16 protein-coding genes and 1 tRNA gene are annotated in these 16,370 nt (G+C 65.1%); 9 read left to right on the forward strand and 8 right to left on the reverse strand.

The features are described 5' to 3' along the window. Nucleotides 1-141: 141 nt before the first annotated feature. The 4 genes from ACREP4_RS13170 to ACREP4_RS13185 all read left to right on the forward strand — a co-directional run bounded on the left by ACREP4_RS13170 (nucleotide 142) and on the right by ACREP4_RS13185 (nucleotide 3,637). Nucleotides 142-459: a DUF4156 domain-containing protein gene (locus tag ACREP4_RS13170; protein ID WP_232146716.1), complete on the forward strand. Its 318-nt coding sequence runs from the start codon at nucleotides 142-144 to the stop codon at nucleotides 457-459. 185 nt (nucleotides 460-644) lie between these two features. Continuing rightward, nucleotides 645-1,661, forward strand: coding sequence for a 3-oxoacyl-ACP synthase III (locus ACREP4_RS13175; protein ID WP_057633461.1), 1,017 nt, complete (start codon nucleotides 645-647; stop codon nucleotides 1,659-1,661). Between the two features lie 251 nt (nucleotides 1,662-1,912). Further along, entirely contained in the window at nucleotides 1,913-2,806 is an 894-nt protein-coding gene (locus ACREP4_RS13180; RefSeq protein WP_431596645.1) for an alpha/beta fold hydrolase, read from the forward strand. A gap of 141 nt (nucleotides 2,807-2,947) precedes the next feature. Continuing rightward, nucleotides 2,948-3,637, forward strand: coding sequence for a phospholipase D-like domain-containing protein (locus ACREP4_RS13185; RefSeq protein WP_431596646.1), 690 nt, complete (start codon nucleotides 2,948-2,950; stop codon nucleotides 3,635-3,637). A 137-nt stretch (nucleotides 3,638-3,774) separates the two neighbouring features. On the opposite strand, the gene ACREP4_RS13190 is transcribed toward ACREP4_RS13185, so the two are convergent. Next, on the reverse strand, nucleotides 3,775-4,203 hold the full coding sequence (locus tag ACREP4_RS13190; RefSeq protein WP_431596647.1) for a YkgJ family cysteine cluster protein: 429 nt from the start codon (nucleotides 4,201-4,203) through the stop codon (nucleotides 3,775-3,777). Between the two features lie 101 nt (nucleotides 4,204-4,304). On the opposite strand from ACREP4_RS13190, the gene oleC reads away from it, so the two are divergent. Further along, nucleotides 4,305-5,951, forward strand: coding sequence for an olefin beta-lactone synthetase (gene oleC, locus ACREP4_RS13195; protein WP_431596648.1), 1,647 nt, complete (start codon nucleotides 4,305-4,307; stop codon nucleotides 5,949-5,951). A gap of 129 nt (nucleotides 5,952-6,080) precedes the next feature. Continuing rightward, on the forward strand, nucleotides 6,081-7,082 hold the full coding sequence (gene oleD, locus ACREP4_RS13200; protein ID WP_431596649.1) for a 2-alkyl-3-oxoalkanoate reductase: 1,002 nt from the start codon (nucleotides 6,081-6,083) through the stop codon (nucleotides 7,080-7,082). Nucleotides 7,083-7,166: 84 nt separating this feature from the next. Here oleD and bioC read toward each other — a convergent pair whose 3' ends face one another. The 4 genes from bioC to bioB all read right to left on the reverse strand — a co-directional run bounded on the left by bioC (nucleotide 7,167) and on the right by bioB (nucleotide 11,251). After that, nucleotides 7,167-8,054, reverse strand: a complete 888-nt coding sequence (gene bioC / locus ACREP4_RS13205) for a malonyl-ACP O-methyltransferase BioC (protein WP_431596650.1) — start codon at nucleotides 8,052-8,054, stop codon at nucleotides 7,167-7,169. Between the two features lie 84 nt (nucleotides 8,055-8,138). Next, nucleotides 8,139-8,906 (reverse strand): pimeloyl-ACP methyl ester esterase BioH, encoded by a 768-nt coding sequence (gene bioH / locus ACREP4_RS13210; RefSeq protein ID WP_431596651.1) that lies wholly within the window; start codon nucleotides 8,904-8,906, stop codon nucleotides 8,139-8,141. 16 nt (nucleotides 8,907-8,922) lie between these two features. After that, a complete protein-coding gene (gene bioF, locus ACREP4_RS13215) occupies nucleotides 8,923-10,134 on the reverse strand; it encodes an 8-amino-7-oxononanoate synthase (protein ID WP_431596652.1) in 1,212 nt (403 codons plus the stop codon). A gap of 88 nt (nucleotides 10,135-10,222) precedes the next feature. Next, nucleotides 10,223-11,251 (reverse strand): biotin synthase BioB, encoded by a 1,029-nt coding sequence (gene bioB, locus ACREP4_RS13220; RefSeq protein WP_431596653.1) that lies wholly within the window; start codon nucleotides 11,249-11,251, stop codon nucleotides 10,223-10,225. Nucleotides 11,252-11,300: 49 nt separating this feature from the next. Between bioB and ACREP4_RS13225 the strand changes: the two genes are divergently transcribed. Together ACREP4_RS13225 and ACREP4_RS13230 are read left to right on the forward strand one after the other, a co-directional pair. Continuing rightward, nucleotides 11,301-12,026, forward strand: coding sequence for a ComF family protein (locus tag ACREP4_RS13225; RefSeq protein WP_431596654.1), 726 nt, complete (start codon nucleotides 11,301-11,303; stop codon nucleotides 12,024-12,026). 78 nt (nucleotides 12,027-12,104) lie between these two features. Continuing rightward, nucleotides 12,105-12,677, forward strand: coding sequence for an HdeD family acid-resistance protein (locus tag ACREP4_RS13230; RefSeq protein WP_431596655.1), 573 nt, complete (start codon nucleotides 12,105-12,107; stop codon nucleotides 12,675-12,677). Nucleotides 12,678-12,734: 57 nt separating this feature from the next. On the opposite strand, the gene ubiA is transcribed toward ACREP4_RS13230, so the two are convergent. Then, complete coding sequence (gene ubiA / locus ACREP4_RS13235) at nucleotides 12,735-13,628, reverse strand: 4-hydroxybenzoate octaprenyltransferase (protein WP_431596656.1); 894 nt, start codon at nucleotides 13,626-13,628, stop codon at nucleotides 12,735-12,737. 128 nt (nucleotides 13,629-13,756) lie between these two features. Here ubiA and ACREP4_RS13240 point away from each other — a divergent pair. Continuing rightward, nucleotides 13,757-13,833: transfer RNA gene (locus tag ACREP4_RS13240), tRNA-Arg, on the forward strand. A gap of 210 nt (nucleotides 13,834-14,043) precedes the next feature. Here the strand turns inward: ACREP4_RS13240 and ACREP4_RS13245 are convergent. Continuing rightward, nucleotides 14,044-14,985, reverse strand: coding sequence for a hydroxymethylglutaryl-CoA lyase (locus ACREP4_RS13245; RefSeq protein ID WP_431596657.1), 942 nt, complete (start codon nucleotides 14,983-14,985; stop codon nucleotides 14,044-14,046). Between the two features lie 8 nt (nucleotides 14,986-14,993). Continuing rightward, entirely contained in the window at nucleotides 14,994-16,190 is a 1,197-nt protein-coding gene (locus tag ACREP4_RS13250) for a hypothetical protein (RefSeq protein WP_431596658.1), read from the reverse strand. Nucleotides 16,191-16,370: the final 180 nt, after the last annotated feature.

Below are 16,370 nucleotides of genomic sequence, written 5' to 3' on the forward strand. Positions count from 1 at the left end.
CCTCCGGGCACCTTCTCCCCAAAAGGGGGCTGCAGTCCCGCAAGCGGGAGAAGCGATGGCAAAGGTGGTTTGTCGCTTCGGATCATCACGGGTTCATGCATTCGCGGCACAATCCGTTCTGATCATCACAAGGAATAGTCCATGCGCGTCCTGCTTCTGTCCGTCCTCATCGCCAGCACCGCCGCCTGCACCTGGGTGCCGATCGAGTCCGGTGGCAAGGCCGTGCGTGTCCTGCCGGCTGGCCCGGTCGCACCGGGTTGCGTCGCCAAGGGCGAGATCGTGGTGTCGGTAAAGAACAAGGTTGGCTTCTACAACCGCAACCCGCTGCGCGTGCAGGAAGAGCTGGAAACCCTGGCCCGCAACGAGGCGCCCAGCGCCGGAGCCAATGCCGTGCAGGCTGCCGGCCAGCCGGCCGATGGCAGCCAGCGCTTCTCCGCGTGGCAGTGCCCGCCGCGCTGATACGGCATCGCTGAGGCCTGCGCCAGCAGGCGCTTGTACTTGGGCGGCAGCAGAACGGCCGCTCTTACGCGCGTTATTGAGGCACTCCCGCGTTCCATACGCCGGAGTGCTGATTTGTAAAGATGCGGTAAAAAAGCGCAGACGCTAGAATAGCGCCCCCTTCGCCTGAGTCTTGGCGCTTTCCGATGCCTTTCCAGAATGTCTCGATCGCGGGACTGGCGCATATTGATGCGCCGCATACGCTGACCTCCAAGGAAATCAACGAACGGCTCGCGCCGACGTTGGAACGCCTTGGCATCCGCGCCGACGTGCTGGGCGATATCGCCGGCATCCACGCGCGTCGCCTGTGGGACCAGGGCACGCTGGCTTCAGACGCAGCCACCATGGCCGGGCGCAAAGCGCTGGAAGATGCTGGCATCACTGCCGACAAGGTCGGCCTGCTGCTCAACACCTCCGTCAGCCGTGACTACCTGGAGCCGTCCACGGCCTCCATCGTGTCCGGCAACCTGGGCATCGGCGAAGACTGCGTCACCTTCGATATCGCCAACGCCTGCCTTGCCTTCATCAATGGCATGGATGTGGCCGCGCGCATGTTGGAGCGGGGCGATATCGACTATGCGTTGATCGTCGATGGCGAGACCTCCAACCTGGTCTACGAAAAGACGCTTGAGCGCATGATGGCTCCGGACATCACCGCCCAGCAGTTGCGCGACGAAGTGGCCGCATTGACCACCGGTTCCGGCGCTGCGGCGATGGTGCTGGCACGGTCGGAGCTGGTGCCCGACGCCCCGCGCTACAAGGGCGGCGTGACGCGTGCAGCCAACCAGTGGAACAAGCTGTGCGTGGGCAACCTGGACCGCATGGTCACCGACACCCGCATGCTGCTGATCGAAGGCATCAAGCTGGCGACGAAGACCTTTGAAGCCACCCGCATTGCCCTGGGTTGGGCCGTGGAGGAGATCGACCAGTTCGTGATCCACCAGGTCAGCCAGCCGCACACCAACGCCTTCATCAAGGCCTTCGGCATCGACCCGAAGAAGGTGATGACCATCTTTGGTGAGCACGGCAACATCGGCCCGGCCTCGGTACCGATCGTGCTGAGCAAGCTGCGCCAGCTGGGCAAGCTCAAGAAGGGCGACCGCGTCGCACTGATGGGCATTGGCTCAGGCTTGAACTGCACGATGGCTGAGGTGGTTTGGTAAGTTTTTGGCCGTAACGCCAGAACTTTCAGATCGCATGTTGTTCCCTTCTCCCCTCGCGGGAGAAGGTGCCCCGAAAGGGGCGGAAGAGGGGGAGCGTGCAGAGCACGTTCTGGATCACGAAGGCTCGGGGTTGAGTGGCAGTTCCCGCTCCTCCACTTCGTTCCACCCTCTCCCCAACCCCTCTCCCATGAAGGGAGAGGGGCTTTGTTCCCAAGGCCGGTTCTGCCGGCCTTTTTCGCAGGCGCGACCCGATGAGCAAGTTCCCCGGTTACCCCAGCAACACCCAGCGCTTTGAAGTCCGGCCCGGTTTGTCGATGAACTACATCGACGAAGGTCCGCGCGATGGCGAGGTGGTGGTGATGCTGCACGGCAACCCGTCGTGGAGCTATCTGTGGCGGCACCTGGTCAATGGCCTGAGCGACAAGTACCGCTGCATCGTGCCGGACCACATTGGCATGGGCCTGTCCGACAAACCGGACGACAGCCGCTACGACTACACGCTGCAATCGCGCGTGGATGACGTGGAAGCGCTGCTCAAGCACCTGGGCATCACCGGCCCGGTGACGCTGGCGGTGCACGATTGGGGCGGCATGATCGGCTTTGGCTGGGCGCTGTCGCACAACGCGCAGGTCAAGCGGCTGGTCATCACCAATACCGCCTCGTTCCCGTTGCCGCCGGAAAAGCCGATGCCGTGGCAGATCGCCATGGGCCGGCACTGGAAGCCGGGCGAGTGGTTCATCCGCACCTTCAATGCGTTCTCCTCCGGCGCCTCATGGCTGGGCGTGAGCCGGCGCATGCCGGCCGATGTGCGCCGCGCCTATGTGGCGCCGTACAACAATTGGGACAACCGCATCTCCACCATCCGCTTCATGCAGGACATCCCGCTGTCGCCGGCCGACAAGGCGTGGTCGCTGCTGGAGCGTGCGGCGGCGGCATTGCCCTCGTTCGCCGACCGCCCGGTGTACATCGCCTGGGGGCTGCGTGACATCTGCTTCGATCACCACTTCCTCGCGGGCTTCCGCAAGGCATTGCCGCAGGCCGAAGTGACCGCGTTCGAGGACGCCAATCACTACGTGCTGGAAGACAAGCACGAAGTGATCGTGCCGGCGGTGCGTGCGTTTCTGGAACGCAACCCGATCAACTAACGCGCTGTGATCCGCCCCTCTCTTTTGCGAAGCTAAAGGGGAGCGGCGGGCGTTTCGTCATCCGGTTTCGCGGCCGGGGCCGCTCCTACGGCGGGCGCAGCTGTGCGAAGCTGCGCGCTCTTTCCGACGATGGAGCGATGGATGGATTTCGACAGTCTGGACCGCCAGCTGCGCGACAGCGTGCAGGACCTGGCCCTCAGTCCGCAGGAAAAATCGGAGCTGCGTGAACTGGGCAGCGAGCTGCCGCCGGATCGCGTGCGCTTCCTGCGCAACCGCGCCTTCGATATCGCCCGCGAGCAGATGCAGAGCAACCCGGCCGAGGCGTTGCCACTGCTGAAGTGGGTGGAGCAGATCGTGCGCACGCTGGATGTGGCGGTGGATGTGCCCGACGCGCAGACCAGCATCTACTTTTCGCCGGGCGACGCCTGCATGCAGCGGCTGCGCTCGCTCTGCGCCGGCGCGCGGCAGACGATGGACATCTGCGTGTTCACCATCTCCGATGACCGCTTGAGTGAGGTCATCCTGGACGCGCACAAGCGCGGCGTGCAGGTGCGCATCATCAGCGACAACGACAAGGTTTTCGACGACGGCAACGATATCCGTCGCCTGCATGAGGCCGGCATCGTCGTGCACGTGGACCACAGCCAATACCACATGCATCACAAGTTCGCGGTGTTCGACGGCAAGCTGCTGGCCAACGGCAGTTTCAACTGGACGCGCACCGCCACCGAGCACAACGACGAGAACCTGGTGGTCACCAACGACCGCAACCTGGTGCGTAGTTTCGTGCAGCAGTTCGATGTGTTGTGGGGGCGTTACAAGCCGCTTTGAGTGCGCACGGCCGTGCGCTTAAAAGGCGCCCGGCGGTGCTGCTTTGGACGACCCCGCAGTTATGGGCGCGTCATTCCCGCGTAGGTGGGAATGACGGCTTGGGGGCCAAAGCCAAAGCAACAACTACCGCATCACCCTCACGCTGCAATCGGCGGGCTCGGCGACGACGGGCTGTTGCCGTTGTCGTCGGGATGATCGTCGTCGTTGTCCGCATCGTCGCGCCAGCGCCAGTCGGCCAGGGTCAGGGCCGGCATGCCGTGGGCAATGCGCGCGCGGTCGCACTGCGAGCTGGCCGTGCCGTTCTCCCAGGACGCATCCACCTCGCGGCACACGCTGGGCCGGTTGGGGTGAATGGTGCAGCGCGAGTACACGCCGATCTCCGAATCCAGTGCCACGCAGCGGATCGGGTCCGAATAGGTGCCCTGCATGCACAGGCGATGCGGGTCCAGGCGCTGGGTCAGCTGGTGCGGAACGCCGCCTTCGGTCACTTCGTCCGATTCCATCCAATGGAAGGCAACGCGGTACTGGGTGCAGCAGGCGCCACAGGTAAGACAGGGATGGGGCATGAGCGCGGCCTTCGGGCGGCGATTAGGACAAGGGGAAGGCGCGGATTTTCCACGCTGAGGGCCGGCGCGCAAGATTTTTCTGCAGCGGCGACAATAGAAAGATGAACAACGCTTGCAATATTGCCGCGCGTTTGCCCGAGCTGGCACGTGAACGGCCCGACCAGATCGCCATCCGCTGCCCCGGAAAACCCGGCGCCAACGGGATGGCCGCCTACGACGTCACCCTGGATTACCGCAGCCTCGATACCCGCAGCGATGCCATCGCCGCCGGCTTGTCCGCCTATGGCATTGGCCGCGGCGTGCGCACGGTGGTGATGGTGCGACCGGGCCCGGCGTTCTTCCTGTTGATGTTCGCCCTGTTCAAAAACGGTGCCGTGCCGGTGCTGGTGGACCCGGGCATCGACCGGCGCGCGCTGCGCCAATGCCTGGACGAGGCACAGGCCGACGCGTTCATCGGCATTCCGCTGGCGCATCTGGCGCGGCTGCTGCTGGGCTGGGCCAAGTCGGCCAAGCGGTTGGTCACGGTGGGCGCGCGCTGCGGCTGGGGCGGCACCACGCTGGCGCGGATCGAGGCGAGCGGCGCAGGCGCGGGCGGCCAGCTGGCGGCAACCTCGCCGGAGGACGTGGCCGCCATTCTGTTCACCAGCGGCTCCACCGGCGTGCCCAAGGGCGTGGTTTACCGCCACCGCCATTTCGTCGGCCAGGTCGAGTTGCTGCGCAACGCCTTTGGCATGCAGCCCGGCGGGATCGACCTGCCCACCTTCCCGCCGTTTGCGCTGTTTGACCCGGCGCTGGGGCTGACTTCGGTGATCCCGGACATGGACCCGACCCGGCCTGGCAGCGCTGATCCGCGCAAACTGCACGACGCCATTGATCGTTTCGGCGTGACCCAGTTGTTCGGCTCGCCGGCATTGATGCGGGTGCTGGCCGAGCATGGCCAGCCGCTACCCAGCATCACCCGCGCCACCTCGGCCGGGGCGCCGGTTCCGCCGGACACCGTGGCCAAGATCCGCTCGTTGTTGCCGGAGCATGCGCAGTTCTGGACGCCTTACGGCGCCACCGAATGCCTGCCGGTGGCGGTGATCGAAGGCCGCGAACTGCAGAACACCCGCACCGCAACCGAACAAGGCGCCGGCACCTGCGTGGGCAGCGTGGTGCCGCCGAACGAAGTGCGCATCATCGCCATCACCGACGCGCCCATCGCCGAGTGGAACGGCGTGCGTGAACTGCCTGACGGCGAAGTGGGCGAGATCACCGTGGTCGGCCCGACCACGACCGACAGCTATTTCAATCGCCCGCAGGCCACCGCCGCGGCCAAGATCCGCGAAGTACTCGCCGATGGCAGCGAGCGCATCGTGCACCGCATGGGCGATGTGGGTTGGTTCGACGAACAAGGGCGGCTGTGGTTCTGCGGGCGCAAGACGCAACGCGTGGAAACCGCGAGCGGAGCGCTGTACACCGAGCAGGTCGAGCCGATGTTCAACACCGTGGCGGGCGTACGCCGCACGGCGTTGGTCGGCGTGGGCGCCTACGGCAGTCAACGGCCGGTGCTCTGCTACGAGCTGCTGCCGGGCGCGGATGTTGCGGGCATTGAAGCGCACTTGCGCGCGCTTGCGGCAGCGCATCCGACGTTGGCCGGTATTGCGCATTTTCTGCAGCATCCAGGCTTCCCGGTGGATATCCGGCACAACGCCAAGATCGGGCGCGAGAAGTTGGCGATATGGGCCGGTGAGCGGATCACGCGCTGAGCGTGTGAAGCGTCAGCCCGCCCGCACCCAAACGCTTGCAGCAAAACCTCCGCCCTCGCCGTGCCGCTGCTGCGATACTTGGGCCCGCAAATGCTGGCGCAGGGGCCGGCGATAGAGGCTATCGAGTACATGAAGATTCTGGTCACCGGCGGTGGTGGATTTTTGGGGCAGGCGCTGTGCCGCGGCTTGGTCGAGCGTGGGCATGAGGTGCAGAGCTTCAACCGTGGTCACTATCCCGCGCTGCAGGCGCTGGGAGTGGGGCAGATACAGGGCGACCTGGCCGATGCCAATGCCGTGCATCACGCGGCAGCCGGGGTGGATGCGGTATTCCACAACGCGGCCAAGGCCGGCGCGTGGGGCAGCTATGACAGCTATTTCCAGGCCAATGTGGTGGGCACCCGCAACGTGCTGGCCGCGTGCCGCGCGCACGGTGTGGGCCGCCTGGTCTACACATCCACGCCTAGCGTGACCCACCGCGCCACCCATCCGGTGGAAGGTCTGGGTGCCGATGAAGTGCCCTACGGCGAGGATTTCCAGGCACCGTACGCGGCCACCAAAACCATCGCCGAGCAGGAGGTGCTGGCCGCCAACGATGCCGAACTGGCCACCGTGGCGCTGCGGCCGCGCTTGATCTGGGGCCCGGGTGACAACCAGTTGGTGCCGCGTCTGGCGCAGCGGGCGCATGCCGGCCGTCTGCGTTTTGTGGGCGATGGCAGCAACAAGGTGGACACCACGTTCATCGACAATGCCGCACAGGCGCACTTTGATGCGTTTGATCACCTGGTGATTGGCGCGGCCTGCGCCGGCAAGGCGTACTTCATCTCCAATGGCGAGCCACTGCCGATGCGCGAATTGCTGAATCGTTTGTTGGCCGCGGTGGGCGCACCGGCGGTGGAGAAGACGATTTCGTTCAAGGCGGCGTATCGCATTGGTGCGGTCTGCGAAAAACTCTGGCCGCTGCTGCGCCTGTCCGGCGAGCCGCCGATGACCCGCTTCCTGGCCGAGCAGTTGTGCACGCCGCATTGGTACTCGATGGAACCGGCACGGCGCGATTTTGGTTATGTGCCCAAGGTGTCGATTGAAGAAGGCCTGCGCCGCTTGCGTGAAAGCACGTTGGGCGGGAAGGCCTAATACGAAGGGTGTTCTTCGCCCGAACACCCTTCGTGGCACTGGTGCAATGGGCGATTGACGGACAGTGAACCCATACTTCGTACTTTACTCGCGCGGCTTCCGTCGAATTGGAATTGCTGACAGCGGCACTGCTGCAATGTCGTGGCCTTGCTCGCGAATGGGCGCGCCCGGTTCCGGTGCCCAGGCTTGGGCGTAGATGACTTCCCAGCTGCTGGGCAACTTGCCGTCGGCGCGGCGCATGGGTTCGTAGGCATCGCGCGCGGCGGCAAAGCGGCTGCGGCCGGTCAGCGTGTGGCGGCGGTTGTGCATCGCGTTGGTGGCGCCAATGGCCTTGAGCTCACGCATCAACGCGGGCAGGTCGTCGTAGGTGAGCGTGAACAGGTCGCGATCCAATACTGGATTGCGGAAGCCGGCCATCATCAAGGCGTCGCCGAACTGGGCGATCTGCACGAAGTTGCTGACGTGGGCGGTGTCGTCGGCGTGCGCGAACGCCTCGCGCAATTCCACCAGCGTGTCCGGGCCGAAGGTGGAACACACCAACAGGCCGCCGGGCTTCAGTACGCGGCGGAAACCGGCAAACACCGCCGGCAGGTCTTCCACCCATTGCAGGCACAGGTTGCTGAAGATCACGTCCACGCTGTTGTCGGCCAACGGCAGTGCGCGGGCATCGGCACACACGCGGGAGAACGGCCGCCACCAGCCGGCCTGTTTCTTGGCTTCGACCAGCATCGGCATGGCCAGATCCAACGCGATCACCTGCGCCTTGGGCCAGCGCTTCTTCATGACGGCCGTCGAATACGCCGGGCCGCTGCCGATATCCAGCACCACGCCTGGCTGTTTGTCTTCCAGGTAATCCAGCGATTCCAGCAGGCGTTTGGCCACTTCCTGCTGCAGCACTGCCGCGGCCTGGTAGCTGGAGGCGGCGCGCGAAAAAGCGCGGCGGACGTGCTTGGGATCGAACAGGGAAGGCATGACGGTTACGACGCTGGGAGCAGAATTAGAGGGAATAGCTGGGCGACATGATCACGCATGCCGCCGCAATGGACGCGCAACGCATCACGCGCAACTCGAAACGAACTGTTGCAGCAGCTCGGCAACCTGATCGGCATGGCCGAGGAACGGTGCGTGGCCGCCGCCGTCGATGCTGTGTGCATGGTGCAGGCCGTGCGGCGCCAAGGCTGCAGCACTGTGCATGGCGCGTGCGGAGACCAGCCGGTCGCGCTGGCCGCCAATCCACAGGCCGGGCTTCTGCAGGCTGGGCAATGCACCGCGCAGATCGCTGCGTTCAAGCAAGGCCAAGCCTTCGTGCAGTGCGCGTGGGGTGGGTTCGCCGCGTTCGACCAGCGATTCGCGCAAGGTGCGCAGTTCGCTGCGTGCGTGCTGCGAGCCCATCACGTCCAGCGCGAGAAAGCGTTCCAGCGTGCCGCGGTAATCCTGTTCGAGATCGCGCCCGAACTGTTCAAACACCGAGGGCTCGACTGCATCGGGCCAGTCGTCGCCGCGTACGAAACGCGGCGTGGCAGCGAGCATGGCCAGCCCGCGCACCTGCGGCAAGGTCGCCGCGGCATGCAGCGCTACCAGCCCGCCCAGCGACCAGCCGCACCACACCGCGGCCGGTGTTGCGGCAGCGATGGCATTGACCAGATACGGCAGGCGCAGCGGTGTGCTGTCGTCGCGGCTATGGCCGTGACCGGGCAGGTCGACGATATGCAGTTGGAAGTGCGGCGCCAGCCGTTCGACCAGCGGCGCGAAGATGCCGCCATGCAGTGCCCAGCCGTGGATCAGGACCAATGCCGGGCCGCTGCCGGTGACGTGGATATGCATGGGGACGACTGTCGGATCAGGCGTTGACGGTGTTCAACGAGCGCTGATACAGCACTACGTCGCGGGCGCGGGTGATGGCGTCGATCAAGGCCTTGACCTGCTCCACGCTGTGCAGCGCCGACAACGTCACCCGCAGCCGTGCCTTGCCTTCGGGCACGGTCGGCGGGCGGATCGCGCTGACCAGGAAGCCGGATTGCTCCAGCGTCGCCGACAACGCCATCACCGTCGATTCGTCACCACACAGCAGCGGTTGGATCGGCGTTTCCGATGGCATCAATTCCAGCCCCTGACGGCGTGCGCCGTCGCGGAAGGCGGCGATCAGCTCGGTGAGTTTTTCGCGGCGCCAATGGTCGCGGCGTGCCAGTTTCACCGCCGCCAGCGACGCGGCCGCCTGGGCCGGCGGCAACGCAGTGGTGTAGATGTAAGGACGTGCGGTTTCGGCCAGATGCTGGATCAGGGCTTCATCGCCCAGCACCACCGCGCCGTGGCCGCCGAGCGCCTTGCCCAGCGTGGCCAACTGCAGCGGCACTTCGTTCACGCCCAAGCCGGCGGCGGCAACGCAACCACGGCCGTGATCGCCCACAACGCCCACGCCGTGCGCGTCGTCCACGTAGAACAGCGCCTCCTGCATGCGCGCCACCAATGCCAGCGAGCGCAGCGGGGCGATGTCGCCATCCATGCTGAAGACGCCGTCGGTGACCAGCATGGCGGCGCTGTCGGCGGTGTTCTTGAGCTGGCGCATGGCGCCCTCGCTGTCCAGGTGCGGATAGCGGCGCAGGCGGCAGCCGGCCAGGCGGCTGGCGTCGAGCAGGCTGGCGTGGTTGAGCCGGTCCTGCACGCAGACGTCGCTGTCCTCGCTCAGCAGCGCTTGCTGCACGGCCAGGTTCGCCATGAAGCCGCTGTCGAACAGCAGGGCGCGCGGGTAACCGAGCCAGTCGGCCATTTCGCGCTCCAACTGCTGGTGCACGCTGTGATGGCCGCAGACCAGATGCGAGGAGGTGCTGCCGGCGCCTTCGCGCGACGCAGCATCCTGCAAGGCGGCCACTACCTCGAACTGCTGCGACAGGCCGAGGTAGTCATTGCTGCAGAAGCCGATCAGCGAGCGGCCATCGATCTCCAGGCGCACGCCATCGCGCCGGCCAACCGTACGCCGGGTGCGGATGCGGCCCTGGGCAAGCCGCAGCTTGCGCTGGTGCTGGATGCGTTCGTGCAGGTCAGGACGGGCCATGGCGATGGTTCATGGTCAGGCGGCCGGCTAGCGTACCCGGTTGCCGGTCAGAATTCCTACGACCGGGCGGGCGCTGCCGGAGGGCCTGTCAGGCACTTACGGCGCAGGTCGGGGCGATGTCCAGATGCACGGTGCCGGGGTGGTCGTGATCGTCGGCATCCACCGTCACCGCCATTGGCCGGATGCCCAGCCGGGCGAACAGGGCCTGGTCGCGCTCGGTGTCCGGGTTGCCGGTGGTCAGCAGCTTTTCGCCATAGAAGATGGAGTTGGCGCCGGCCAGGAAGCACAGCGCCTGCAGCTCGTCACTCATGCTTTCGCGGCCGGCCGACAGCCGCACCATCGAGCGCGGCATGACGATGCGGGCCACGGCGATCATCCGCACGAACTCGAACGCATCCAGCTCGGCGCTGCCATGCAACGGTGTACCGGCGACCTGCACCAGCCGGTTGATCGGCACCGAATCCGGGTGCGCCGGCAGGTTGGCCAGGGCCAGCAGCAGGCCGACGCGGTGGTCGCGGGTCTCGCCCATGCCGACGATGCCGCCGCAGCAGGTCTTGAGACCGGCGTTGCGCACGTGTTCCAGCGTATTCAGCCGGTCCTGGTACTGGCGGGTATGGATGATGGAATCGTAATAGTCCGGCGCGGTGTCCAGATTGTGGTTGTAGTAATCCAGCCCGGCGTCCTTGAGCGCCTGCGCCTGATGGCCTTCCAGCATGCCCAGCGTGGCGCAGGTCTCCAGCCCCAGCGCCTTCACTTCCTGGATCATCGCCGCCACCTTGGGGATGTCGCGGTCCTTGGGCGAGCGCCACGCCGCACCCATGCAGAAGCGCGAGGCGCCGGCCTGCTTGGCGGCGCGGGCGCGGGCGACCACGCTGTCGGTGTCCATCAGCTTCTGCGCGTCCACGCCGGTGTCGTAGCGCTGCGCCTGCGGGCAATAGGCGCAATCTTCCGGGCAACCGCCAGTCTTGACCGAGAGCAGCGTGGAGACCTGGACTTCGGCCGGATCGAAATGCAGCCGGTGCACGCTGGCCGCGCGATGCAGCAGCTCGGGGAAGGGCAGGTCGAACAGCGCCTGCAGCTCTTCGCGGTTCCAATCGTGACGGATGACGGCGGACATCGGTGTTACCTGAGGGTTGGGACTACGGAAGCGGCGCAGTCTGGTGAGCATGGATGATGCTGTCAACCTTGATGAGTTGAGTTTGGTTTACAGGGCCCGGGCGCGGCTGTCGGCTTGGCTGTTCCCGCCGCGCTGTTTGATCTGCGCCGAGCCGGGCATGCCGGGCCGCGATCTGTGCGTCGCCTGCAACGCCGGTTTGCCGTGTGCGGTGGCCAGTTGCTGCCGCTGCGCCATGCCATTGGCGGTCGCCGATGACGAACAGCTTTGTGGTGCCTGCCGGCAACGCAGTTCCCCCTTGAACACGGTGCGCGCGGCCTTTATCTACGCTGCGCCGGTAGATGGCCTGTTGCGCCGGTTCAAGTTTCATCAGGATCTGGCGGCGGGCCGGTTGCTGGCGACGTTGATGCAGGCGCGGTTGGCGGATGGGGAGCGCCCGGCGGTGTTGGTTCCGGTGCCCTTGCACGCATCGCGGTTGCGTCAACGCGGTTACGACCAGGCGCTGGAGCTGGCGCGGCCGTTGTCGCGCGCGCTGGAGGTGCCGCTATGGCAGGGCCTGCAGCGCATCCGCGCCACTGCGCCGCAATCGGAGCTGGACGCGCGGGCGCGCCGACGCAACCTGCGGTCGGCCTTTGCGGTGCTGGCGCCGGTGCCACCGCAGGTGCTGCTGGTGGACGACGTGATGACCACCGGCGCCACCCTGCACGCTGCCGCCACGGCATTGCGCCGGGCCGGCGTGGCGCGGGTGGATGCGTGGGTCTGCGCGCGCGTGCCGTGAGCACACGGCCGCAACACCGCTCGGTTTACAGTCGCGGGGATGGATATGTTTTCAACGCGAAACCCAAGGAGAAACGACATGAGTGCATCGACAGGCTTCCCAACCGGCTCGCTGTTCAGCGCGTTGTCGCGCAACTGGTGGGTGGTGCTGCTGTTCGGGCTGTTTGCGGTGGTGTTTGGCGTGTTGGCGGTGATGGCGCCGGTACGCACCGCTGCAGTGCTGGCGTGGTGGCTGGGTGTGATGGCCGTGGTCGAAGGCGTGGTGGTGCTGGTGGCCGCGATCAGGGGTTCGGCGCCGGTGTCGCGCGGATGGGCCGTGTTCTATGCGCTGGTGTCGATTGCGTTCGGCGTGCTGGCCATCCTCAATCCGCTGGCCACGGCGAGCGTGTTGCTGCTGTTCCTGGCCGCGTGGCTGGTGGTGGCGGGCATCTACCGCATCGTGTTCGCCATCCGCGTGCGCAAGCAGATCGAAGGCGAGTGGTTGTTGATCGTCAGCGGCTTGCTGGCGGTGGCACTGGGCGTGATGTTCGCGCTCAACCCGTTGGCAGGGCTGGCGGTGACCTCGCTGTGGATCGGCGTGCTGGCTTTGATCTACGGCGTGCTGCAGATCGTGGTTGCGTTCCGCCTGCGCTCGCTGGGCAAGGCGCTCTGAGAACGCGTTTCCCCGGCGTAGATGCAAACAGCCCGCCGAAAAGCGGGCTGCTTTGTATCAGTCGAGGTACTGGCTGGCGACGATGCCGGCAAACAACACCGCGCCGACCCAGTTGTTGTGCAGGAAGGCCTTGAAGCAAGGCTCGCGCTCGCGGTTGCGGCACAGCCAGAATTCATAGACCACCATCAGCAGCGCGACCGCCATGCTCGCCCAGTAAGCCATGCCCAGTTCCGCGCGCTGGCCGACCAAGGCCATTGCGCCGAAGAACAGCGCGTAGAGGATGCCCTGGATCACCAGGTCCAGATCGCCGAAAAGGATGGCGGTGGAATGCGAGCCGACCTTCAGGTCGTCGTCGCGATCGACCATGGCGTACCAGGTGTCGTACGCGGTGGACCACAGGATGTTGGCGCCGTACAGCACCCAGCCCAGCGGCGGCACTTCGCCCTGCACAGCGGCGAACGCCATCGGGATGCCCCAGCCGAAGGCCATGCCCAGATACACCTGCGGCAGATGCGTGTAGCGCTTCAGATACGGATAGCTGGCAGCCAGAAACACGCCGACGAAACTCAGGCCGATGGTCAGCGCGTTCATCGTCAACACCAGCGCAAACGCCACCAGCATCAGCCCGGCGAACAGCGCCAGCGCTTCGCGCCCGGACACCGCACCGGTCGCCAGCGGCCGCTCCTTGGTGCGTTTGACATGCGGATCCAGCCAGCGGTCGGCGTAATCGTTGATCACGCAACCGGCCGAACGGGTCAGCCAGACGCCAGCGGTGAACACGAACAGCGTCCACAGCGGCGGCATGCCACCGGTGGCCAGCCACAGCGCCCACCAGGTGGGCCACAGCAGCAACAAGGTGCCGATCGGACGGTCGGCACGCATCAATTTCCAGTAGTGCCCGAACCGCGACGAAGTACCGGCGGTGGGCGGGGTGTGGGGCAGAAGGCTCATGGGTGCAAAGGGTACCAGCTGTACCCGATTTGCCCCTTCGCCAGCGCCGTTGCGAAGGTGGGGGCAGACCTGCGCGCGCTTTGCCGCTAGAATGCGCGTCCGTCCGGCACTGCCGGCCGGTTCTCACTGCGCTCGTAGCTCAGCCGGATAGAGTAGTGGCTTCCGAAGCCATTGGTCGGGGGTTCGAATCCCTCCGGGCGCACCAGATTTGCACCAGCTTCGTGCCGGTGTTGCCAGAAAGCCCCGCCTTGGTGGGGCTTTCTGCTGTCTGGCGATGGGTATCCGTGCTGCGCTTGATCAGTTTGAGCAAGGTCCGCGCCTTGGCCCGGGGAAGCCCAATGATTCTGGTTGGCGCGTTGATCCTGCACCGGTCTGGGTGAGGGTGGCAGATCGCAGCAATCCCGCCATCGCCCCGCTATCGCGCAACGCTGTACGGAAGGTTCCTCGCCCGCAGTGCGCGGCCCACCCGCGATTCGGTGCGGCGGTCGAGCATGCAGTCGATGTACTCGCCGGCCAGCAGCAGGCCGTCCAGATCAACGCCGCAGTCCATGCCCAGGCCGGTCAGCAGGTACGCCAGTTCTTCGGTGGCCAGGTTGCCGGCCGCGCCGGGGAAGTACGGGTTGCCGCCCAACCCTGAGATGGAACTGTCGAAGGCGCGGATGCCTTGTTCCAGCGCCTCCATGACATTGGCATTGGCCAGGCCGAAGGTATCGTGGAAGTGGCAGGCAAGCGTGTGCATCGGCGCTTCCATCAAGCAGCTGCGCAGCAACGTGCCGACGGTGCCGGGCGCGCCGCTGCCGGTGGTGTCATCCAGGCAGATCTGCCGGCAACCCAACGGCTGCAATCGGGCGACGATCGCAGCCACCGCCTGTGGCGCGATGACGCCCTCGAACGGGCAGTCGATCACCGTTGAAACGCGCACGCGCACGGCGATGCCCAAGGGCCTGGCGTGTTCGATGAGCTGGGTGATGCGGTACAGGTTCTCTTCGATGTCGCAGCCCAGCGTTGCCCGGCAGAAGGTGCGGGATGCGGCGGTGGTCACGGTGATGTCGCGACAACCCGCCGCATAGGCTTGATCCAACGCGTTGAGATGCGGCACCAGCACGCTGCGGATTCTGTCTGCAGGCGCGTGGCCCAGCGCTTCCAGTACCGGCAACGGTGGCGTCGCTGCGGACATGCCGGAGATCAGTGCGAACGCGCCTACTTCGATTGAGGACAGTCCTGCGATTTCCAGCAATTCGATCAGGTTGACGCGGACCAATGTGTCCACGGTGTTGGAAAGGCCTTGCAGACCATCGCGTGCACCCAGCTCGATGATCTCCACGCCATCCACCAATTCCAGTGAGGCATCCACCATGGCCTGTGTTACTCCTGTATGCCGATGTCGGTGAACGTGCGGGTCGTTCTGCCGAAGCCGGCCATGTTGATGACGGTCGCCGCAACAACGGTGGTGTCACGTTGCAGTGTTTCGAGTGCCTGCGTGCGCAAGGTCGCCAGGCTCTGCGCCAGTGCAACGGAAGCCAGAATCTCCGCGCTGCCAAGCGGCGCTTCGTCATCTGCAAAGGCGGACGCGCAACGGCGTTGTTCGGTGCCGTGATGGACGGAGCAAGTGTCGCATTCAAGATATGCCGGCACCGGCATCACCACGCTTCCATGCAGATTGCCCTGTGCATCCAATTCCCAATGCGCCAATGACCTGCAACCGCCGTTGCGCGCGGCCCATGCATGCGCACCTGCGTCGAGTACGCGTCCGTCGTTGCCGATGGCAGCCATGACGGGTGCGATGCCCCGCAGAATGCTGGCGTTGTGATCACGCGCACTACGGGCGCTGCGGTTGATGCGCTGATACAGATCGACGATTTGTTCGCAGAGAGGTTGCCCGCGATATGGGCCGCAACCCAGCGTCTCCACGGGAAAAGAAACGTTCGTCTGTACCAGTCGCTGCGGGGAACAGCGTGTTGGCGCTTGCATGCGCGCGGTGCCGCCAGTGATTGCTTCCACTGCAGATAGCAACGCGGACGGCGTTGAGTGCAGTGCATGCATCACCTCGTCCACGCTTCCTGCAAACATCAACTCCAGTACCAGCAGCGGCGTGCCGAGTGTGAGATCGGAGACATGCGCTTGAATGTTTCTACAACGGACGCTGCTCGCGGAGAAAACGATTTCAGTGATCTCCATCAGCTGCTCGCGCTCGCGTAGCAGCGCTTTGCAGGCGCGAAAAGGATCCGTTGTTGCTGTCACCACCAGCTGTACCCAGCTCAGTGGACCCGAGCATGAGGTAGTGAAGCCGCCATGGTTTTGCGCAATTTTGGCGATGCGGTTTGTGCAAGCAAAACTGACCAAGTCGTCAGCCGCCAATGGCAGCAGTACATCGCAACCGTTCACGCGAAAGTCCGCAGCTATCGTGAATGCGCGAGTTGCATTGGTCGGACAAATCGAAACGCACGATATGTGCTGTTTTTCAGGGTTTTTGCAGTGTGCGCGTGAAAAATTCTGTGCAACTCCTACAACGTCGGCGAGTGAAGTAGACGTGAAAAATGGGGGCAGAAAATCGCGATTCATGGTGACCATCCTTGGCAGGAAATGACCGTTTTTGACAGTTCTGCGGCCATCTTCTGTGCGTGCAAAACTGTGATCTAGGTACAGTTTTTGAGGGCAGTGTTTGCACGCGCAGCAAACCTCTCTTTGCTGTCATCTGTTTGTACAGAATGCGTCTACGCCGGAATGCAGCACTGCATCCAG

Origin of the sequence: Stenotrophomonas sp. (assembly GCF_050737575.1) — a bacterium.
GTDB lineage: Bacteria > Pseudomonadota > Gammaproteobacteria > Xanthomonadales > Xanthomonadaceae > Stenotrophomonas.